Origin of the sequence: Streptomyces sp. NPDC047000 (assembly GCF_040644295.1) — a bacterium.
In the GTDB taxonomy this organism is placed as follows: Bacteria; Actinomycetota; Actinomycetes; order Streptomycetales; family Streptomycetaceae; genus Streptomyces.
On sequence record NZ_JBEYWE010000004.1, the window covers coordinates 375,933 to 396,291 of the forward strand.

Here is a 20,359-nt window from a genome sequence, read left to right on the forward strand (position 1 = left end):
CCGGCGATCTGTACCACGGCGGCTCGGCGCCACGGACCCCGACAGCGCGGCGATCCGGGTCGCGACCGCCGGCCGCCCGGCGCGGGCTACGGCGTCTCGGCCGTCTGCCAGTCGGCCAGCGGGACGACGTCCTTCAGGAAGCCGCGCATCCCGAGGAACGACGAGAGATGCTCGCGGTGCTCCTCGCAGGCGAGCCAGGTCTTGCGCCGCTCCGGCGTGTGGATCTTCGGGTTGTTCCACGCCAGCACCCACACGGCGCCGGCACGGCAGCCCTTGGCGGAGCACTGGGGGGTTTCGTCAGCAGTCGGGGGATTCACCGGTTCGTCTCGCAGAACTCGCTTCACGGGGACCAGACCCCGTGGAATGGGCGACGCCGAGCAGCCACGGGGGGAGCTGCCCGGCGTCGGTCCGTCGCTCCGACGGGGGATGCGGAGCGCGTACGCAGTATGTCACGCATCACCCCGGGCCCGGCAGCTGAACAGCACGATTGATCTGAAGCTTTTCTCGCCCACGGCACGGCCCCGCAGCCCGGCGGCCGCCCGTCGGGCGAGCTCACGGCCCCTTGGGCCGTTCGGCGCGGGTCCCCTTCGGGTGATCGCCGGCACGGTCTTCCGGGCCGGGCTCCGGGCGGGCGTCCGCATGCGGTCCGGAACGCTGCCGCGCGTACGGCCCGGAGTCCTGCCGGTGCTCGTCCTCCGCCGCCGACGAGATCATCGGCCGCATCGGTGAGGTCACGAACGTCGACGGCAGCGACGGCGCCCGCTCGCGTCCCGCGTTGGCGACCACGACGGCGATGTAGGGCAGGACCGCGCCGAGCACCAGCGCCACGACGGCGACGTACCGTTCGACGTTCCACAGGGTCACCGCGAGGATCACCGACAGCGTGCGGACGGTCATGGAGATGATGTACCGCCGCTGCCGGCCGCGCACATCCTCCGCGAGTCCCGTCCGGGCGCCGGTGATCCGGAACACCTGGACGCTGCCGTCTTGTTGCTTCCGCATCTGATTCCACCATCCGCCCGCATCGGACTCGCCCCGGCCCGTATCGCCCCGTCCCCGGCAGGAGCGCCGGCCCCGCACACTGCTTCCACGGTACGCCGGGCCTCCGCAGCCTTCGAGACCGGGGCGCCCACCGCCTGCGCGGACGTCCCGCGCCGCACGCCGCGGGGCCGTCCCCCGGACGGCCGTACCCGGCGTGCGCCGCACACCGCACAGGCCCGAGACTCGTCGTGATGATCACGACGGACGGGACGAGGAGGCAGCCATGGGCTGGTTGTGGGCGATCATCGTGGGACTCGTACTGGGCGTGATCGCCAAGCTGCTCATCCCCGGCAGACAGCACAGCCCCCTCTGGCTGACCATCATCTTCGGCATGCTCGGCGCGCTCGTCGGCAACGCCCTCGCCCGCGCCTTCGGCGTCGAGGCGACCAGCGGCATCGACTGGACCCGGCATCTGTTCCAGCTGATCGCCGCGATCGTGATCGTGTTCTTCGGCGACATGCTGTACATGGCGCTGTGGGGCAACAAGAAGCTCCAGCGCACCCAGGCCGGCCGGGCCTGACGGCCCTCGGCGGCGCCACCCGGACCCCTGTCCGACGGCGAAGCGGACAGGAGAAGGAGGGCGGCTCCCCGGTCAGGGGGAGCCGCCCTCCTTCGTCTGTTCCGCTGTTCCGTGGAACGGCTACGCGCCGGTGACCTCGACCGCGGCCAGGTTCTTCTTGCCCCGGCGCAGCACCAGCCAGCGGCCGTGCAGCAGGTCCTCCGCGGCGGGCACCGCGTCCTCGGCGGTCACCTTGGCGTTGTTCACGTAGGCACCGCCCTCCTTGACGGTGCGCCGCGCGGCCGACTTGCTGGCGACCAGCCCCACCTCGGCGAACAGGTCGACCACCGGGCCGGGCTCGGCGACCTTGACGTGCGGCAGCTCGGAGAGGGCCGCCGCCAGCGTCGGCTCGTCGAGGTCCGCCAGCTCGCCCTGCCCGAACAGCGCCCGGGACGCGGCGATCACGGCGGCCGTCTGACCGGCGCCGTGCACCAGCGTCGTCAGCTCCTCGGCGAGGGCGCGCTGCGCGGCGCGGGCCTGGGGCCGCTCCTCGGTCTGCCGTTCCAGCTCCTCCAGCTCCGCACGGGAACGGAAGGACAGGATCCGCAGGTAGCGGGAGATGTCCCGGTCGTCCACGTTCAGCCAGAACTGGTAGAACGCGTACGGCGTCGTCATCTCCGGGTCGAGCCAGACCGCGCCGCCCTCGGTCTTGCCGAACTTGGTGCCGTCCGCCTTGGTCATCAGCGGGGTCGCCAGCGCGTGCACCTCGGCGTGCGGCTCCAGCCGGTGGATCAGGTCCAGACCGGCGGTGAGGTTGCCCCACTGGTCGCTGCCGCCCTGCTGGAGGGTGCAGCCGTAGCGGCGGAGGAGCTGGAGGAAGTCCATGCCCTGGAGCAGCTGGTAGCTGAACTCGGTGTAGCTGATGCCCTGGTCGGACTCCAGACGGCGGGCCACGGAGTCCTTGGTCAGCATCTTGTTGACGCGGAAGTGCTTGCCGATGTCCCGCAGGAACTCGATCGCCGACAGACCCTCGGTCCAGTCGAGGTTGTTGACCATCACGGCCGCGTTCTCGCCCTCGAAGGACAGGAACGGCTCGATCTGCGCACGCAGCCGCCCGACCCACCCGGCGACCGTCTCAGGATCGTTGAGCGTGCGCTCGGCCGTCGGCCGCGGGTCGCCGATCAGCCCGGTGGCCCCGCCGACCAGGGCCAGCGGCCGGTGCCCGGCCTGCTGGAGCCGGCGCACCGTGAGCACCTGCACCAGGTGCCCCACGTGCAGGGACGGTGCCGTCGGGTCGAAGCCGCAATAGAACGTGACGGGACCGTCCGCGAGCGCCTTGCGCAAAGCGTCCTCGTCGGTGGACAGGGAGAACAGCCCCCGCCACTTCAGCTCGTCGACGATGTCCGTCACGGTTCTCGTATCTCCTAGATAGCTGGACAGCTCTCGCAGCCGGGCCCGGACCGGGCCCGTGCCCGGCTACGAGGTTATACGCCCTGGCTGACAGAGCTCATATTGAAATCGGGTACGCGCAGCGCGGGCATCGCGGCCCGGGTGAACCAGTCGCTCCACTCCCGCGGCAACGTCTTCTCGGTGCGCCCGGCCTCGGTGGCCCGCCCGAGCAGGTCCACCGGCGACTCGTTGAACCGGAAGTTGTTGACCTCGCCGGTCACCTCGCCGTTCTCGACGAGGTAGACGCCGTCCCGGGTCAGACCGGTGAGCAGCAGGGTCGCCGGATCGACCTCGCGGATGTACCAGAGGCAGGTCAGCAGCAGCCCGCGCCCGGTGTCGCGCACCATGTCGTCGAGCGAGCGGTCGCCGCCGGCGTCGAGGATGAGATTGGACGTCCCCGGGGCGACCGGCAGCCCGGTGAGGGCGGCGGTGTGCCGGGTGGTGGTGAGACGGGCGAGCGACCCGTCCGCGATCCACTCCGTCGCCGTGACGGGCAGCCCGTTGTCGAAGACGGACTGATCACCGCCGGAGGAGTGCGCCAGCACGAACGGCGCGCTCTCCAGCCCCGGCTCGTGCGGGTCGCTGCGCAGGGTCAGCGGCAGCTCGCTGAGCCGCTCGCCGACGCGGGTGCCGCCGCCGGGCTTGGAGAACACCGTCCGCCCCTCGACCGCGTCCCGGCCCGACGCCGACCACAGCTGGTAGATCAGCAGATCGGCCACGGCGGACGGCGGCAGCAGCGTCTCGTACCGCCCGGCGGGCAGCGCGACACGCCTCTGGGCCCACCCGAGCCGTACGGCGAGTTCGGCGTCCAGGACGGCGGGGTCGACGTCCTTGAAGTCCCGGGTCGACCGCCCGGCCCACGCCGACCGGGTCCGGTCGGGCGACTTGGCGTTCAGCTCCAGCGTCCCGTTGGGCTGGTCGTGCCGCAGCCGCAGCCCGGTGGACGTCCCCACGTAGGTGGACACGAACTCGTGATTGGCGAACCCGTACAGCTCACGCCCGCCGGCCCGCGCCCGGGCGAACGACTCACCGAGCGCGGGAGCGAAGTCGGCGAAGACGGCGGACGAGGTCTCGGCGGGCGCGTCGGTGAAGTCCGGCGACTCGGGCACCCCCGCCACCAGCGGCTGGGCGTCCTCGGCGGCCCCGGCCCCGCGCGCGGCGGCCTCCGCGGCCCGCACCAGCGGCTCCAGGTCACCGGCGGTCACCGCGGCCCGGGTCACGACCCCCGACGCGGTGCCCTCCTTGCCGTCCACCGTGGCGATGACGGTCAGCGAACGCCCGCGCGTGACCCCGTTGGTGGTGAGCGCGTTACCGGCCCACCGCAGATTGGCGGTCGAGTACTCGTCGGCGATGACGACACACCCGTCGGCCCGGGACAGCGCGAGCGCCCGCTCGACGACCTCGTGCGGCGCACTCGCCCTGCCGCCCTTGCTGCTGGTGGGGGCGCTCATCGACCGGCCTCCTGGGTGGTGTTGAGGATGTTGACGCCCTTGAACAGGGCGGACGGGCAACCGTGCGACACGGCGGCGACCTGACCCGGCTGGGCCTTGCCACAGTTGAAGGCCCCGCCCAGGACATAGGTCTGCGGCCCGCCGACGGCGGCCATCGACCCCCAGAAGTCGGTGGTCGTGGCCTGATAGGCGACGTCCCTCAACTGCCCGGTCAGCCGCCCGTTCTCGATCCGGTAGAACCGCTGCCCGGTGAACTGGAAGTTGTAGCGCTGCATGTCGATGGACCACGACCGGTCCCCGACCACATAGATCCCGCGGTCGACACCGCCGATGAGGCCCTCGGTCGACAGACCCGCCGGGTCCGGCTTCAGCGACACGTTGGCCATGCGCTGCACGGGCACATGGCCGGGGGAGTCGGCGTAGGCGCAGCCGTTGGAACGGCCGAGGCCGGTCAGCTTCGCGATCCGGCGGTCGAGCTGGTAGCCGACCAGCGTCCCGTCCTTGACCAGGTCCCAGGACTGGGCCTCCACCCCCTCGTCGTCCCAGCCGACGGTGGCGAGGCCGTGCTCGGCGGTGCGGTCACCGGTGACGTTCATCGGCTCGGAGCCGTACTTCAGCGTGCCGAGCTGGTCGAAGGTGGCGAAGGAGGTACCGGCGTAGGCGGCCTCGTAGCCCAGGGCGCGGTCCAGTTCGGTGGCGTGGCCGATGGACTCGTGGATGGTCAGCCACAGGTTCGACGGGTCGACGACGAGGTCGTACAGCCCCGCCCTGACGCTGGGCGCGCGCATCTTCTCGGCGAGCAGTTCCGGGATCTGCTCCAGCTCGCTCTCCCAGTCCCAGCCGGTGCCCTTCAGATACTCCCAGCCCCGTCCGACCGGCGGCGCGAGCGTGCGCATCGACTCGAACTCACCGCTGGACCCGTCGACGGACACGGCGGTGAGCTGCGGATGCAGCCGCACACGCTGCTGCGTGGTGACGGTGCCCGCCGTATCCGCGTAGAACTTGTTCTCGTGCACGGTGAGCAGCGACGCGTCGACGTGGTCGACCCCGGCCGCCGCCATCAGCCGCGCGCTCCACTCCTCGAGCAGCCCGGACTTCTCCGAGTCGGGCACGTCGAACGGATCGATCTCGTACGACGACACCCAGCTCTTGTCCGCATGCACCGGCTCGTCGGCCAGCTCCACCCGCTCCTCGGACCCGGCCGCCGCGATCACCTGAGCCGACAGCTTGGCCATCGCCACGGCCTGCGAAGCCACCTTGGCGGCGGCGTCCAGCGTCAGATCCACGCCCGACGCGAACCCCCACGCCCCGCCGTGCACCACGCGCACCGCGTACCCCAGGTCGGTACTGTCCGACGCCCCCGCCGGCTTGGCGTCCCGCAGCCGCCACGACGCGCTGCGCACCCGCTCGAACCGGAAATCGGCATGCTCGGCCCCCAGCGCCCGCGCCCGTGCCAGCGCGGCATCGGCGAGCGGGCGTAGGGGGAGTGCCAGGAACGACTCATCGATGTCATGGGGCACGGGCAGGTTTCCCTTCACTGCGACGACGCGGTGCTGCACAGCAGCATGTCGCACGCGAGGCGCATACGGGAAACACCGCCCGCCGAGTTCAGCTCCCGCCGGTCACCAGCCCCGTGAACGCCGCCCAGGCCTCCGGCGCGACGGCGAGGGGGCGGATGCGCTTGTCCTTGGAGTCACGGACGTGGACCATGCCGGGGCGTAGGGCTACCTCGACGCAGTTGTCGCCGTCTCCACCGCTGTGACTGCTTTTGAACCAGGTCAGTTCGGGGATGGCAATCATGCTGCTCCTCGCATCTGTTCCAGGAGAGTCACCGTAGCCCGGTGGTCCAGAGCTTGGGAACGGAGTTTGCCGTAGCGCTGGTGCAGCGCGCTCACCTGGGCCGGATCTGCGATCAGGTTGCTCGACAGATGGCCTTCCGTGTAGCCGAACCACTGATGACTCGGTGTCTCGGCCAGGTACAACTGCCCGTCGGAACCGCAGTGGTCTTCCTGCCGCCGAGGCATGACCTGGATCTCGACGTTGGTGCGCTCGCCGATGCTGAGCACATGGTCGAGGACAGCTTTGGTGACCGACGCACCGCCGATCCGGCGTTCCAGAACGGACTGCTCGATGATGAAGGTGAACGCGGTGTTCGGCCGCTTGCCGAGCAGGTCCTGCCGCTCCAGCCGGGCGGCCACCTTGCGGTCGATCTGTTCCGCACTGTGCGGAGGGAGCTGGCGCTCGAAGATGGCTCGCGCGTACCCCTCCGTCTGCAACAGCCCTGGAATCACCCGGCACTCGTACGCGTAGAGCGAGATGGCGTCCTCCTCGATCTCCGCCCAGTGCTGGAACCACGACGCCAGTCCGGCTCGCCGGGTCAGACTCCGTGCCGCCGCCGCGAGGACCTTGGCCGCTGTCGGCCCCAGCACGTCCTCGGTCCTCCCCGGCAGATCCCCCGGCGGGAACCGCTTCCCCTGCTCGATCTTCGCGATGTACGTGGGCGAGTACCGCACCCGCGTGGCGAACTCCTCCTGGGTGAGCCCGGATTCCTCACGCAACGCCTTGAGGACCGCGCCGAAGGTCTTCAGGCTGTCGGACAGTTCGGGTCCGTTGTTGTCCGCCGTCATGGCCAGGTGCCTCCCCGCGCTCACGGTTGCGTCATCCTGCTCAACGGCCATCACCTGTTCGGCGTCACGGCGCGTGACCCACCCAGTTCAGCGGCCTGACTGACACAGGCTCAGCTGTGTCGGCGGCGTCCCTGTCGGGCCCTCGGCAAGGTCCGCAAATCTCGGCACATGCCTGCACCACGTGCCGTAGCGGCCGTCACCGTGAGTCTGTTCGTCCAGCGTTTCTCCGCCACCCGTCGAGGGGCCCGGCTCGCCAGGAGGCTGGCCGTGCACCGGCTGGACGTCTGGGGTGTGCCGTACGGCAGCGAGACCTCCGACACCGTCGCGCTCGTCGTGGCGGAACTCGCCTCCAACGCCGCGCTGCACGGCTGCGTCCCCGGGCGGGACTTCGAGCTGCGGCTGCGCTGTGACCGCGGCGCCGGGGTCGTGCGTGTGGAGGTGGCCGACACCCACCCCGCGCAGCCGGAGCCGCCGCAGCCCGGCACGGACACCACGGACGCGGACGGCGGGCGGGGGCTGCTCCTGGTGGCGGCCGTGGCCGAGCGCTGGGGGGTCACCACGCGGACGGGACCGGGCAAGACCGTATGGGCCGAGTGCGCCTGGTGTGTTTCTCCTGCCGGCGAGCAGATCGTGGGTACGACGTCTCCCCACTACGAGGTGCCGGAGGAGGTGGATCCGCTCGCGCTGCTCCTGGCTGAGCGCGAGGAGGATGATCGGTGATCTATATGGACACATCGGTGCTGGTCACATGGTTGACACGCCGCAACCACCGGGTGGAGTCGGACGGGTTTGTCGCACAGCGGGTCACCACGCCTCTGGCCACCAGCACACTCGGCTTCGTGGAGACCGTGCGGACTCTGGACCTCGTGGGGCACTTTCCGAAAGCCATGGAAGACCTGGACACCCGAGTCACCGAAATCCTGCTCACCCGAGAGGTGCGCGACGGGGCGGCTGCCCTGGTCGGACGGCTGCGCACGCTGGATGCCATCCATGTCGCCAGTGCGCTGGCGCTGCGGAACGACCTGACGGTACTGGTGACGTACGACCGCAAGGTGCTGGAGACGGCCCGCGCCGAGGGCCTGCCCGCTCATGCTCCCGGAATGGTGGACTGACTCAGGGGGGTGGAGCAGGTCGACTGTAGAAACCCGACAGTGAGTCCCCCGAGCCACTGTCGGTGCCCGAATGCCCGTGAGGGGGGTGCGACCGATAGATTTTCTGGGAAGCCGCCTGTCCTGAGATGTTCGGGCGGGTGTGCCAGACCGCTATCGAAAGGGTGATCCGTTGAGCCGCTCGGTTCTCGTCACCGGAGGAAACCGGGGCATCGGCCTCGCCATCGCCCGTGCGTTCGCCGACGCCGGTGACAAGGTCGCCATCACCTACCGGTCCGGGGAACCGCCGGCCGGCTTCTTCGCCGTGCGGTGCGACATCACCGACCCGGAGCAGGTGGAGCAGGCCTACAAGGAGATCGAGGCCCAGCACGGCCCCGTCCAGGTACTGATCGCCAACGCCGGCGTCACCAAGGACCAGCTCCTGATGCGCATGTCCGAGGAGGACTTCACCTCGGTCATCGACACGAACCTCACCGGCACCTTCCGCGTCGTCAAGCGTGCCAACCGCGGCATGCTGCGCGCGAAGAAGGGCCGCGTCGTGCTCATCTCCTCGGTGGTCGGTCTGCTCGGCTCCGCGGGGCAGGCGAACTACGCCGCCTCCAAGGCCGCCCTGGTCGGCTTCGCCCGCTCCCTCGCCCGTGAGCTGGGCTCGCGCAACATCACGTTCAACGTCGTCGCACCCGGCTTCGTCGACACCGACATGACCAAGGCGCTCACCGACGAGCAGCGCTCCGCCATCGTGTCCCAGGTGCCGCTCGGTCGTTACGCGCAGCCGGAGGAGATCGCCGCAACGGTGCGGTTCCTCGCCTCCGACGACGCCTCGTACATCACTGGAGCCGTCATTCCCGTTGACGGCGGACTGGGAATGGGTCACTGACACCATGAGCGGAATTCTCGAAGGCAAGCGCGTCCTGGTCACCGGCGTGCTGATGGAGTCGTCCATCGCCTTCCACGTCGCCAAGCTGGCCCAGGAGCAGGGCGCCGAGGTCATCCTGACCGCGTTCCCGCGTCCGTCGCTGACGGAGCGGATCGCCCGGAAGCTCCCCAAGCCCGCCAAGGTCATCGAGCTCGACGTCACCAACGCCGAGCACCTCGGCCGGCTCGCCGACCTGGTCGGTGAGGAGCTCGGCGGTCTCGACGGTGTCGTGCACTCGATCGGTTTCGCCCCGCAGGACGCCCTCGGCGGCAACTTCCTCAACACGCCGTTCGAGTCGGTCGCCACGGCCATGCACGTCTCGGCGTTCTCCCTGAAGTCGCTGACCATGGCCTGCCTGCCCCTGATGCAGAACGGCGGCTCGGTCGTCGGCCTCACCTTCGACGCCACGATCGCCTGGCCGCAGTACGACTGGATGGGCCCCACCAAGGCCGCCCTGGAGGCCACCAGCCGTTACGTCGCCCGCGAGCTCGGCAAGCAGAACGTCCGCTGCAACCTGGTCTCGGCCGGTCCGATCGGCTCCATGGCCGCCAAGTCCATCCCGGGCTTCGGCGAGCTGGCCTCCGTCTGGGACACCCGCTCCCCGCTGGAGTGGAAGCTCGACGACCCCGACCCGGCCGCCCGCGGCGTGGTCGCGCTGCTCAGCGACTGGTTCCCGAAGACCACCGGCGAGATCGTCCACGTGGACGGCGGGCTGCACGCCGTCGGCGCCTGAGCCTGATCGGTTTCCCTCTTCTCCAGTTGGTTTCGGCCGGTTTCGGTCGATTCCGGCCACGGGTGAGGGTCCGTGTCCCCCTGTGGGGCGCGGGCCCTCACCCGTTCGGTTTATCCGGCGGGCGGGACACCGCCGTGACCAGGCATTCTGAGGTACGGCACCGCTACGTCCCCGGTGCCTTCCCTCATGCGATCCCTCCCCAGCCCCGCCGAGGAGGTCCCCCTTGTGCGCCTGTCCCTCAGCCTGGCCTCAGTGAGCGTCGCCGTCCTGCTCGTCATGACCCTGCCCGACGAGGCGGCCCCGCATCCGCGCGTCGCGGCCGGGAAACCCGTTCCCGATCTGTTCGGCGCCGCCTGCCGGACCGTCGTCCACGGCTCGCACGCCGTCTCCGACTGCCACAACCCCTACGTCGACGTGGACCGCGTCAGCCTGCACGTCGAATGCGCCCGCTGGTGGGACCTCGACACCGACGCCGCCCCCGTCGAGGCCGGTCCCGCCCAGAACGTACGGCTCACCGGGCGCTGCTGGAAGGAGGTCCGCTCGGCCTGGGTCACCCACGAACGGGTGCCGACGGGCCAGGCAGCGGGCTGATCCGCCCCGGGCGGCACAGGAACGGGTAACTCGCCGCCTCCGCCGCGGCCGTCTCCGCGTCGCCGCCCCGGATCGCGTCGACCAGCCGGGCGTGGTCCATGTACGTCTCCGGCGTCAGCGCCGCCCCCAGGTCGTCCCGCAGCCAGTCCCGCAGCACCTCGCCCAGGTCCGCGTACATCGCCGTCATGACCTCGTTGCCGGACGCGGCCATCACCGCCAGGTGGAACGTCGCGTCCGCCGACACGAACGCCTCCGTGTCACCCGACTCCCAGGCCTCCTCGCGCCGTACCAGCAGCGCGTCGAGCTGCTTCAGGTCCCGCTCGGTGCGCCGCTGTGCCGCCATCCGCGCCGCCGCCGACTCCAGCGTGGCGCGCAGCTCCCCGATGTGCCGCGGGTCGGCGTCCGCGAACCGGCGGTGCATCACCCCGGCCAGTTCGCTGGTCGCGGCGACGTACGTGCCGGAGCCCTGGCGGATGTCCAGCAGCCCGTTGTGCGCCAGCGCGCGCACCGCCTCCCGCACCGTGTTGCGCGCCACGCCGAGCAGCTCGACCAGCTCCGGCTCCGTCGGGATGCGTGATCCCACCGGCCACTCGCCCGACGTGATCTGGTTGCGCAGCTCGGCGATGACCTGCTCGGACAGCGCCGAACGGCGGGGATGGCTCAGGGGCATGACTCACCTTCGCACGCGGGATCCGGAAAACGGCGCCCAGGGGATGGACGGCCTATCATCCCATGATTCTATGATGGCCGACATGGCGAGCGACGACATACCGACCCCCTCATCCACGCCGGACCCGGCGCGGGACACACCGGACACACCGGACGCGGCGGCGAAGGCGGCGGCTACCGCTACCGGTGCGGCGTCGTCCGCCGGCGCGCCCGCGCGGGAGGACGTACGGCCCACCGCGCGGCCGACGGCGCCCTGGGCGACCCGTCTCGTCGTCGTCGGCATCGCGCTCGCCGCGCTCAGCCTCCGGCCCGCCATCACCAGCCTCGGCGCCCTGCTCGCGGACGTCCGCGCGGGGCTCGGCATGAGCGGCAGCGTCGCCGGTCTGCTGACCTCCGTACCGCCGCTCTGCTTCGCCGCCTTCGGCGTCATGGCGCCGCGCCTGGCCCGCCGCTTCGGACCCGCCGCCGTGGTGGGCGCCGGAATGACCGCCGTCACCGCCGGACTGCTCCTGCGGCCCTACCTGGGCGGCACGGCCGGGTTCCTGGCCGCCAGCGCACTGGCACTCATGGGCATCGCCGTCAGCAACATCCTGATGCCCGTCATCGTCAAGCGCTGGTTCCCCGACCGGGTCGGCCCCATGACCGGGCTCTACTCGATGGCGCTCGCCCTCGGCACCTCGGCCGCCGCCGCGGTCACCGTCCCGCTCAGCGACGCGCTGGGCGGCGGCTGGCGGCCCGGCCTCGCCGTCTGGGCACTGCCCGCCGCGGTCGCCGTACTGCCCTGGCTGCCGCTCGTCCGGGACCGGGACCGCGACCGGGGCGCGGCTCCCGGTGCGGGGGTCTCCGCTGCCGCGGGCACCCCCGCACCCACGCTGCGGATCACCCGCAGCCGTACCGCCTGGGCCCTCGCCGTCTTCTTCGGGCTCCAGGCCACCGCCGCCTACATCACCATGGGCTGGATGGCGCAGATCTTCCGCGACGCGGGCGTGCCCGCCGGTACCGCCGGGCTGCTGCTCGCCGTGACCATGGTGATGGGTGTGCCGCTCGCCTTCGTCATCCCGCGCCTGGCCACCCGGCTGCCCCGGCAGGGACCGATCGTGCTGGTGCTCGGCGCCTGCGGCCTCGCCGGGTACGCCGGGCTGTACGTCGCCCCCGCCGGGGGCGCCTGGGCCTGGGCCCTGCTGCTCGGCATCTCCAACTGCGCCTTCCCGCTCGCTCTCACCCTGGTCGGGATGCGCGCCAGGACCGGTGCGGGCGTGGCCCAGCTGTCGGCGTTCGCGCAGAGCACCGGCTATCTGATCTCCGTCCCGGGCCCGCTGCTGGTCGGCGTCCTCTACCAGGGCAGCGGGGGCTGGGGGCTGCCGATCGCGCTGATGGCGGGGCTCATGGTGCCGCAGATGGTGACGGGTGTGCTGGCGGGGCGGAACCGCACGGTGGAGGACGAAGCGATGGGTGCGGTGGACGCGGTGGACGTGGTGAGTGCTGCGGGCACGACGGGTATGACGGCGGGTGCGGAGGCCGGGCGGTCCGGGGCCGGGTCCGGACCGGGCCGGGGCTGAGTCCGGGGCCGGCCCGGGGCGCCCCGGCTGAGGGGGACCGGGGGCCGGGTGCGAGACTGGGCGGTATGCCAGTGCTCGATCCGCATCCCAAGGACGGCCAGAAGAAGATGCTGCTCATCTTCGGCTCGTTCCTCGCCATCTTCGTGATCATCGCCGTCATCGCGACCATCGCGGCGCCGTGAGCCGCCCGCAGCGGGCCTCTCTCGGGGTCGGAGGTGGGGTTAACCCCCGATCCCCTAGGGGGTGATACTCAGGGGGAAGTGGGTGGGTCACCGGATGGGCCGGAGGCCGCCGGTTCCGTAATTTCGAGATGTGGCCGCGAGGCGCGGCCGCGGAACGCTCGAACCGACGGAGGCCCTCCATGTCCGCCCCCCTCCAGACCCGGCACCACCCGGCGGCCACGGGCGGCGTCGACATCCGGTTGCCGTGGTGGGCGCTGGCCCTGCCCGCCCTCGCCTTCATCACTCTGCTCCTGCTGATACTCAACCCGGTGGACGCCCACGCGGCGAGCGGCGACCCCGTCGTCGCCCACTTCATCGAGCGCGCCCAGCAGCTGATCACCCGCGGCTGATCATCCGTGCGGGACGCCCGCCGATCACCCTGCCGATCACCCGCCGGGTGACCGCGACGAGGGGCCGCTCGGCCCGGGACCTGCGGTCATCCGACAGGTTCGGGCCGAAGCCGCAAGTCAACTACCTGCGCCCCGTGGCCTGTTTCATGCGAAGCTGGATTCCATGAGCGTCGCAGAACCTCGCAGGATTGTCCTCTTCCGGCATGCGAAAGCCGACTGGCCACAGGTGACCGACCACGAGCGTCCGCTCGCCGAGCGGGGCCGTACGGACGCCGCAGTGGCCGGACGCAGGCTGGCCGACAGCGGCATCCCTTTCGATCTGGCCCTGTGCTCCACCGCGACCCGGACCCGGGAGACCTGGAAGCTCGCGGTCCACGAGTTTCCGCACCGGCCGAAAACGGTCTATGAGGAGCGGCTCTACGAGGCCACGCCCGGTGAGCTGATCGCCGTGCTTAACGAAATCCCGGACGACGTACAGAACGTGATCATGATCGGGCACAACCCGAGCATCCACGGCCTCGCCGACATCGCGTGCGGCGCGGCGGAAGGGGACGCCCGGGAACGGATGAACCGGCGCGGCTTCCCTGCGGCGGCCTTTGCCGTGGTGACCTTCGACGGGTCCTGGAAGACGGTGGAGCCGGGGGCGGGGACGCTGGTCGACTACTGGGCACCGTCCGACTGACGCCGGTCCCCCTTCGACCTCGTTCACTCGCATGAGGCCCGGCGCCGGTTTCTCCGGCCTGCACCGGGCCTCTCCTGCATCGGGCCTCTCCTGCGCGCGGGAGGCGAGGGAGCCCGGGGCGGGATGCCGGGAGGGTCAGTCGTCCTCGTTGGCGTCGGCTGCTTCCACCTCTTCCCGGGTGATGCCCAGGAGATAGAGGACCGTGTCCAGGAAGGGCACGTTCACCGCGGTGTGGGCCGCCTCGCGGACGACCGGCTTGGCGTTGAAGGCCACCCCGAGGCCGGCCGCGTTCAGCATGTCCAGGTCGTTGGCGCCGTCACCGATCGCCACGGTCTGCGACAGCGGTACGCCCGCCTCCGCGGCGAACCGGCGCAGCAGCCGCGCCTTGCCCGCCCGGTCCACGATCTCACCGGTGACCTTGCCCGTCAGCCTGCCGTCGGCGATCTCCAGCGTGTTCGCCTGGGCGAAGTCCAGGCCGAGCCGCTCCTTGAGGTCGTCGGTGACCTGCGTGAAGCCGCCCGAGACGACCCCCACCTGGAAACCGAGCCGCTTCAGCGTACGGATGAGGGTGCGCGCACCCGGAGTCAGCCGGACCTCGGCACGCACCTTGTCCACCACCGAGGCGTCCAGACCCGCCAGGAGCGCCACCCGGGCGTGCAGCGACTGCTCGAAGTCCAGCTCGCCGCGCATGGCCGCCGCCGTCACCTCGGCCACCCTGTCCTCGCAGCCCGCGTGCGCCGCGAACAGCTCGATGACCTCGTCCTGGATCAGCGTCGAGTCCACGTCCATGACGACCAGCCGCTGCGCCCTGCGGTGCAGCCCGGCCGAGACGACCGCGATGTCCACCCCGAGCGCACCGGCCTCCGTCGCCAACGCAGTCCGCAATGGCGCGGTCTCCACGCCCGACACCGCGAACTCCACCGCCGTGACGGGGTACTTGGCCAGCCGGAAGATACGGTCGATGTTGCCGCCGGTCTTGGCGATCCGGGCGGCGATCGCGGCCGTCGACTCCGCGGTGAGCGGATTGCCGAGCACCGTCACCAGTGAACGGCCCAGCCCGCGCGGCCGGTTGTCGCCCTTGCCGGAGATGATCTCCGCCTGCATCTTCACCGACTCGGCCCAGCTGTGCACGGTGGCCCGCAGATCGCCCTCGAGACCGGCGGGCGGCGGGGTCACGAGCGCGCACAGCACCATCCGGCCGCGGGTGACGACCTGCTCGATGTCGATGACGTCGACGGAGTAGGCGGCCAGGGTGTCGAAGAGCCCGGCTGTGATACCCGGCCTGTCCTTGCCGAAAATCTTGACGAGGACCGTGGGGGAATCGGAGGTCTGCGAAGCGCTCATGGTGGTCCTACTGTATTCGGCACCCAGTGCCTTTGGCGCCTCCGGTCCGCTTGGCGGACAGGGAACAGTGGGTTACATGCAGGTGGCGCGCCCTTGACAGCGCGGCGATGACGTTGTGCTCCCGTACCGCCGAGGCAGACCGGAGGCCCTCGCCGACCTGCCGCCGGGACGGTAAACCCGAACGGCGTCCCGAACACGGCCTCCGGGCACAGTGCTTCCCTTTCGGCCTCAGCGCCGTCCTTTCGGCCCGCGGGGCGGGGCAGCGGGCGGTGGTGGGGGAGGGGGAGGCGGCCCGTCCTGCGAGCCGCCCAACGACCGGGCCCGGTCGCCCGGCGGGCGCCGGCGGGGCGGGGACGGTTCCGGGAACGGGCCGATCATCGTGGGCGCCCCGGCGACATCGGCGGGCGGTGCCGGATCCTCGGGCGTCCTGCCCCCGGCCGACGGGGCGCGCCGGGCGTCCGGCTGCCGCCGTACCTCGTCCGGCAGGCGGAGATACGGGTTGGTGTCCGGGTTCGGCGGGCGGTACGGGCTGCCCGCCGCGTACGGTCCGTTCTCCTCCGGGCGCGGCTCGCCGCCGTGGACCGGGGAGGCGGGGGGAGACGGGGGCTCCGTGCGCGGTGGGTACGACGGTGCGTACGGCGGCGCGTGCTCCGTGAACCCCCCGCCCGCCTCCCGTACGTACCCCGGACCTCCGGCTCCGCCCGCCCCCGCCACGTCACCCCGTGCCGGAACGACCGCCCGCCGTCCCGCCGCACCCGCGACCCACGCCAGCAACGCCCCGGCCGCCCCCGCCCCGGCCCCCCACACGGCGCCGAGCAGCAACGCCGTCCCCGTACGGCCGTGCAGCTCGATGCCCGCGCCGAACGCGTCGAAGCCCAGCACCGACAGCGAGGCGTTCACGGAGACGTCCGTGAGCAGGACGAGCAGCGGCAGCGCGAGGGCGGTCACCACCCCCAGCCGCACGGCGCACCGCCCCGCGAACCCGAGCGCCCCCGCGCCCCGCTCACCACCGGAACCCGCCCCCACCGGTGTGCGGACCGCCGTCAGCACCCCCGCCAGCAGCATCGCCGTCGCCGCCGCGACCGCGAGCAGCCACACCCGCCCGTCCAGGTCGGCCAGCCGCCCCAGCGTCACCGGCCGGCCGCCGGGGTGCGTGCTCAGGAGCTTGTCCAGCGGGGCCGGAAGGAAATGGGTGAGGACGCCCGTCGCCTTTCCGTCCCAGGGCACGAACAGGCCGAGCGGGACGCCGAGCCATGTCCCGTTCGGCGCCCCGAGCAGTGCCGCGCCGGCGATGCGCTTCGGATGGGGGTCGCCGATCGCCGCGTAGGCCGCCGCCGCGAGACCCGCCGCCACGGTGCTCAGCAGCACCGTGACCAGCGCCGACACCGCCGGACGCACCACCCGGTGCACGGCGTCCCAGCCCGCCGGCAGCGGGGTGCGGCGGGAGGCGAGCAGCGCGACGGCCAGGACGCCCGCCGTCCAGCCGAACCCCCCGAGCAGCGTGGGCACGGTGTCGACGGTGAAGCCCACCGCGGCCTTGGCGTCGACGAGTTTGCCGATGCTGTCCGGCAGCAGCCCGCCGATGCTCCCGATGTCGCCGAGCCCCGGGATCTTCACCCCGCCCGACCCCGACCCCGACCCCGACCCCGACCCCGATCCCGAACCCAGGCCGCCGGGAAGCCTGTCGAGGCCCAGCTTGGCCCCGTCGATCGTGATGAGGTCGTGCCCCGCCCAGGCGAGCCCGCCCAGCATCGCCGTGAACAGCACCGTCACCGTGCCCGCCCGCGCCAGGAGTTCGCCGGGCGCGATCACGGCTCCCGCGCTCCGCAGTGACCGCAGGAAGAACCAGGACAGCAGCAGCGCACCCACCAGGCTCACCCCGAGCGGAGTGATCTGCAGGGCGGTGTGCGCCACGGTGCCCTGCAACCCGAACGCGGAGACGTCGCCGGACGGCCTGACCGAACCGCCCGCCCCGAGTGCCACCACCGCGGCGGTCATCGGGCCGAGCGCACCGGTCGAATCGGCCTCCAGCAGATGCAGGCCGAGCGCGGCCACGGCCGCCATCCCGGTCAACGCCCAGCCGACCGAGACCAGCGCGGACAGCAGGACGTCCGCCCAGGGCAGCGGCGCGGCACCGCCGTGGACCGGCGTACGCCGACCGCCCCTCGCACCCGTGGCCGAACTCATGGCAGACCCCCCGATCCGCGATGCGGCCGACGAGACGGCCGCACGTGTCCCCCTCGCGGGGATTACCACTCTCCGGTCCGGTTTCCACCCCGTCAACGGCACGGGCCGAAGCACTCCCCCGCACGGCTCGTACGCGGCGTCCGAACGGCTTGTGCGCGGCGCCTGAACGGCTCGCGTGCGGCGCATGCGCGGCGCGTGCGGAGCGCGCAGGCGGCCTTGCCGCAAGCCCCGCCGCCGGGCCCGCCCGTCGTCCGCGGAGTCCGCCGGGCGGCGCCGCGCACGTCCCGGGTTTCGGTCAGAGGCCGGAGCCTGGAATAGTTCCCCACGATGTTCGACATCCCTACACTCCCTGTCGATGGGGGTAATTCGGGGGACAACTCAGTGGGGCATGGAGTGCCGGAACTCGTACTGGAATCAAACGGACGGACCTGGACGCTGGATCCGTCCAGGCCATACACCCTCGGACGTGATCCGCAGGGGGACATAGTCTTCGACGACGCCAGGGTGTCCTGGCGCCACGCCACGGTCAGTTTCGACGGCCGCGGCTGGGTCGTCGAGGACCACGGAAGCACGAACGGAACGTTCGTGCAGGGGCGGCGGATCCAGCGGACCGAGCTCGCGCCGGGCACGGTGCTGCACCTGGGCAACGGCACGGACGGACCGCGCGTCGGCTTCTCCGGCACCGGCGCCGCAGTGGCCCCGCCGCAGCAGCAGCCGTACGCGGCGCAGGGCGCGGCCCCCGGCTGGCAGCAGGCCGCTCCGCAGCCGCAGGCCGCGCAGCCCGGCTGGCCCGCGCCGCAGCAGTCGGCGCCGCCCATCCCGCAGCAGCAGGGACCCGCAGGTCACGGGCCCGCCGGCGGTGCGGGGGCGCCGCCGGTCTACGGTGGCGACCGCAGCCCGACCACCTTCCACCAGTTCTCCCTCGGCCGCGTGATGCGCATCGGCCGCGCCCTGGAGAACGAGCTGGTGGTCTCCGACCTCCAGGTCTCGCGCCATCACGCCGAGTTCCACTCGACGCCCGACGGCCGCTACGAGATGCGCGACCTGGGCTCGCACAACGGCACGTACGTCAACGGCCAGCCGATCCCCAAGGGCGGCTCGGTCCAGCTGGGCCCGACCGACATCGTCGGTGTGGGCCACTCGACGTTCCGGATCGTCGGCGACCGCCTCGAGGAGTTCGTCGACACCGGTGAGGTGTCCTTCTCGGCACGTCATCTGACGGTCACGGTCGACGGCGGCAAGCAGATCCTCAAGGACGTCTCCTTCGGCGTCCCGGAGAAGTCGCTGATCGCGGTGATCGGCCCGTCCGGCTCCGGCAAGTCCACGCTGCTCAAGGCGCTCACCGGCTACCGGCCCGCCGACCAGGGCGAGGTCCTGTACGACAACCGGAACCTCTACAAGCAGTTCGCCGAACTGCGCCAGCGCATCGGTCTGGTCCCGCAGGACGACATCCTGCACAAGGAACTGACCGTCAAGAAGGCCCTCAAGTACGCGGCCAAGCTGCGCTTCCCGGCTGACACCACGGCCACTGAGCGCGAGGCCCGCATCGACGAGGTGCTGCGCGAACTGAAGCTGGACGTCCACAAGGAGAAGAAGGTCACCTCCCTCTCCGGCGGCCAGCGCAAGCGCGTCTCGGTGGCGCTGGAGCTGCTCACCAAGCCGTCCCTGATCTTCCTGGACGAGCCCACCTCGGGGCTCGACCCGGGCATGGACCGCGACGTGATGCAGCTGCTGCGCGGGCTGGCCGACGACGGCCGCACGGTCCTCGTCGTCACCCACTCGGTGGCCGAACTCGCCATCTGCGACAAGCTCCTGGTGATGGCACCCGGCGGCTCCGTCGCCTACTTCGGCCCGCCCGAGGAAGCCCTCAACTTCTTCGGCTACGACACCTGGGCCGACGTCTTCTCCGCCTTCGAGAACTACCGCGACTACGACTGGGCGGGCCGCTGGAAGGGCTCGCAGCACTACCAGATGTACGCCGCGGACATCGACGCCGTCGCCGCGCAGTCGGTGACGATGCCCCCGGCGCAGGCCATCAGGCCGCCCAAGCCGCAGGGCTGGATGTCGCAGCTGATGACCCTCGTCCGGCGGTACACCGCCGTCATCGTCTCCGACAAGGGCTTCCTCGCGCTGACGGTGATCCTGCCCGCGGTGCTCGGCGCGGTCAGCCTCCTCATCGACAGCAACAAGGGCCTGCTGGTCAACCACGTCAACCCGAAGACCGGCGTGCCGATCCCCAACGGCACCGCGACCACGGTGCTGCTGATCCTCGCCGTCGGCGCGTGCTTCGCGGGCGCGGCCAACTCGGTGCGTGAGCTGATCAAGGAACGGGTCATCTACGAGCGGGAGCGCGCCACCGGCCTGTCCCGCTCGGCGTACCTGATGTCCAAGGTGGTCGTGCTCGGCGTGGTCACCCTGCTGCAGGGCCTGATGGTCGGCCTGATCGGCTTCTCCAGCCGTGACATCCCGCCCAAGGGCCTGGTCCTCGGCAACTCGACCATGCTCGAACTGTGCGTGCCGATCATGGCGCTGGGCTTCACGTCGATGATGTTCGGCCTCGTCATCTCCTCGCTGGTGAAGACCGCCGAGAAGACCATGCCGCTGCTCGTCATGTTCGCGATCATCCAGGTCGTGTTCACCGGCTGCCTGTTCACCCTGCACGGCGCGGTCGGCGCCAACGAGTTCTCGTACCTCATGCCGTCGCGCTGGGCGGTGGCCGCCGCGGGCACCACGCTGGACTTCAACAAGATCGCCCCGAACACGGACGACCCGACCAGCACCGACCCGCTGTGGAACCACACGGCGTCGGCCTGGGGCATGGACATGGCCGCGCTGATCGTCCTCGGCGTGATCTGCGGCTTCCTCGTGGCCCGCTTCCTGCGCCGCCACGAGCCGGAGGTCATGCGCAAGTGACCGCGCCGGGCGGCCGCG

General features: G+C 71.5%; 21 protein-coding genes. 11 read left to right on the forward strand and 10 right to left on the reverse strand.

Going from position 1 to position 20,359, the window contains the following annotated elements; all coding sequences use genetic code 11:
• Positions 1 to 86: 86 nt before the first annotated feature.
• Both ABZ862_RS10410 and ABZ862_RS10415 read right to left on the reverse strand, forming a co-directional pair.
• Positions 87 to 317: a hypothetical protein gene (locus ABZ862_RS10410; protein WP_360955425.1), complete on the reverse strand. Its 231-nt coding sequence runs from the start codon at positions 315 to 317 to the stop codon at positions 87 to 89.
• Positions 318 to 552: 235 nt separating this feature from the next.
• The gene (locus tag ABZ862_RS10415) at positions 553 to 1,002 is read right to left on the reverse strand and encodes a DUF3099 domain-containing protein (protein WP_360955427.1); all 450 of its coding nucleotides are present in this window, start codon (positions 1,000 to 1,002) and stop codon (positions 553 to 555) included.
• A gap of 262 nt (positions 1,003 to 1,264) precedes the next feature.
• Here ABZ862_RS10415 and ABZ862_RS10420 point away from each other — a divergent pair, with 262 nt between their 5' ends.
• Positions 1,265 to 1,561 carry a GlsB/YeaQ/YmgE family stress response membrane protein gene (locus tag ABZ862_RS10420; protein ID WP_360955429.1) on the forward strand — a complete coding sequence of 99 codons (297 nt, stop codon included), beginning with the start codon at positions 1,265 to 1,267 and terminating at the stop codon, positions 1,559 to 1,561.
• Positions 1,562 to 1,681: 120 nt separating this feature from the next.
• Here the strand turns inward: ABZ862_RS10420 and tyrS are convergent, their stop codons facing one another.
• The 5 genes from tyrS to ABZ862_RS10445 form a co-directional block, all read right to left on the reverse strand.
• Positions 1,682 to 2,950, reverse strand: coding sequence for a tyrosine--tRNA ligase (gene tyrS, locus ABZ862_RS10425; RefSeq protein ID WP_360955431.1), 1,269 nt, complete (start codon positions 2,948 to 2,950; stop codon positions 1,682 to 1,684).
• A gap of 74 nt (positions 2,951 to 3,024) precedes the next feature.
• Positions 3,025 to 4,440, reverse strand: a complete 1,416-nt coding sequence (locus ABZ862_RS10430; RefSeq protein WP_360955433.1) for a metallopeptidase TldD-related protein — start codon at positions 4,438 to 4,440, stop codon at positions 3,025 to 3,027.
• Positions 4,437 to 5,960, reverse strand: a complete 1,524-nt coding sequence (locus ABZ862_RS10435) for a TldD/PmbA family protein (RefSeq protein WP_360955435.1) — start codon at positions 5,958 to 5,960, stop codon at positions 4,437 to 4,439. Before ABZ862_RS10435 ends, ABZ862_RS10430 begins: the two co-directional genes overlap by 4 nt.
• Before the next feature lie 88 nt (positions 5,961 to 6,048).
• Positions 6,049 to 6,240, reverse strand: a complete 192-nt coding sequence (locus tag ABZ862_RS10440) for a DUF397 domain-containing protein (RefSeq protein ID WP_360955437.1) — start codon at positions 6,238 to 6,240, stop codon at positions 6,049 to 6,051.
• Entirely contained in the window at positions 6,237 to 7,067 is an 831-nt protein-coding gene (locus tag ABZ862_RS10445; RefSeq protein ID WP_360955517.1) for a helix-turn-helix transcriptional regulator, read from the reverse strand. Before ABZ862_RS10445 ends, ABZ862_RS10440 begins: the two co-directional genes overlap by 4 nt.
• A gap of 168 nt (positions 7,068 to 7,235) precedes the next feature.
• Between ABZ862_RS10445 and ABZ862_RS10450 the strand changes: the two genes are divergently transcribed.
• The 5 genes from ABZ862_RS10450 (at position 7,236) to ABZ862_RS10470 (ending at position 10,416) form a co-directional block, all read left to right on the forward strand.
• Entirely contained in the window at positions 7,236 to 7,787 is a 552-nt protein-coding gene (locus ABZ862_RS10450) for an ATP-binding protein (protein ID WP_360955439.1), read from the forward strand.
• 5 nt (positions 7,788 to 7,792) lie between these two features.
• A complete protein-coding gene (locus ABZ862_RS10455; protein ID WP_360955519.1) occupies positions 7,793 to 8,179 on the forward strand; it encodes a type II toxin-antitoxin system VapC family toxin in 387 nt (128 codons plus the stop codon).
• Positions 8,180 to 8,348: 169 nt separating this feature from the next.
• Complete coding sequence (gene fabG / locus ABZ862_RS10460) at positions 8,349 to 9,053, forward strand: 3-oxoacyl-[acyl-carrier-protein] reductase (RefSeq protein ID WP_360955441.1); 705 nt, start codon at positions 8,349 to 8,351, stop codon at positions 9,051 to 9,053.
• Positions 9,054 to 9,057: 4 nt separating this feature from the next.
• Positions 9,058 to 9,825: an enoyl-ACP reductase FabI gene (gene fabI / locus ABZ862_RS10465; protein ID WP_360955443.1), complete on the forward strand. Its 768-nt coding sequence runs from the start codon at positions 9,058 to 9,060 to the stop codon at positions 9,823 to 9,825.
• Between the two features lie 225 nt (positions 9,826 to 10,050).
• Positions 10,051 to 10,416: a hypothetical protein gene (locus tag ABZ862_RS10470; protein WP_360955521.1), complete on the forward strand. Its 366-nt coding sequence runs from the start codon at positions 10,051 to 10,053 to the stop codon at positions 10,414 to 10,416.
• Here ABZ862_RS10470 and ABZ862_RS10475 read toward each other — a convergent pair.
• On the reverse strand, positions 10,376 to 11,086 hold the full coding sequence (locus ABZ862_RS10475) for a FadR/GntR family transcriptional regulator (protein WP_360955445.1): 711 nt from the start codon (positions 11,084 to 11,086) through the stop codon (positions 10,376 to 10,378). The two genes, ABZ862_RS10470 and ABZ862_RS10475, sit on opposite strands and share 41 nt — an antisense overlap.
• Positions 11,087 to 11,168: 82 nt before the next feature.
• Here ABZ862_RS10475 and ABZ862_RS10480 point away from each other — a divergent pair, with 82 nt between their 5' ends.
• From ABZ862_RS10480 to ABZ862_RS10495, 4 genes are all read left to right on the forward strand, one after another.
• A complete protein-coding gene (locus ABZ862_RS10480; protein ID WP_360955447.1) occupies positions 11,169 to 12,644 on the forward strand; it encodes an MFS transporter in 1,476 nt (491 codons plus the stop codon).
• Between the two features lie 65 nt (positions 12,645 to 12,709).
• Positions 12,710 to 12,826: an SGM_5486 family transporter-associated protein gene (locus ABZ862_RS10485; protein WP_360955449.1), complete on the forward strand. Its 117-nt coding sequence runs from the start codon at positions 12,710 to 12,712 to the stop codon at positions 12,824 to 12,826.
• A gap of 179 nt (positions 12,827 to 13,005) precedes the next feature.
• Positions 13,006 to 13,215: a hypothetical protein gene (locus ABZ862_RS10490; RefSeq protein ID WP_360955451.1), complete on the forward strand. Its 210-nt coding sequence runs from the start codon at positions 13,006 to 13,008 to the stop codon at positions 13,213 to 13,215.
• A 163-nt stretch (positions 13,216 to 13,378) separates the two neighbouring features.
• The gene (locus ABZ862_RS10495; protein WP_360955453.1) at positions 13,379 to 13,897 is read left to right on the forward strand and encodes a histidine phosphatase family protein; all 519 of its coding nucleotides are present in this window, start codon (positions 13,379 to 13,381) and stop codon (positions 13,895 to 13,897) included.
• Between the two features lie 135 nt (positions 13,898 to 14,032).
• Here the strand turns inward: ABZ862_RS10495 and serB are convergent, their stop codons facing one another.
• Both serB and ABZ862_RS10505 read right to left on the reverse strand, forming a co-directional pair.
• Positions 14,033 to 15,241: a phosphoserine phosphatase SerB gene (serB, locus tag ABZ862_RS10500; protein ID WP_360955455.1), complete on the reverse strand. Its 1,209-nt coding sequence runs from the start codon at positions 15,239 to 15,241 to the stop codon at positions 14,033 to 14,035.
• Positions 15,242 to 15,469: 228 nt separating this feature from the next.
• Positions 15,470 to 17,428 carry a streptophobe family protein gene (locus tag ABZ862_RS10505; RefSeq protein WP_360955457.1) on the reverse strand — a complete coding sequence of 653 codons (1,959 nt, stop codon included), beginning with the start codon at positions 17,426 to 17,428 and terminating at the stop codon, positions 15,470 to 15,472.
• A 393-nt stretch (positions 17,429 to 17,821) separates the two neighbouring features.
• Between ABZ862_RS10505 and ABZ862_RS10510 the strand changes: the two genes are divergently transcribed.
• Positions 17,822 to 20,341, forward strand: a complete 2,520-nt coding sequence (locus tag ABZ862_RS10510; protein ID WP_360955459.1) for an FHA domain-containing protein — start codon at positions 17,822 to 17,824, stop codon at positions 20,339 to 20,341.
• Positions 20,342 to 20,359 lie beyond the last annotated feature (18 nt).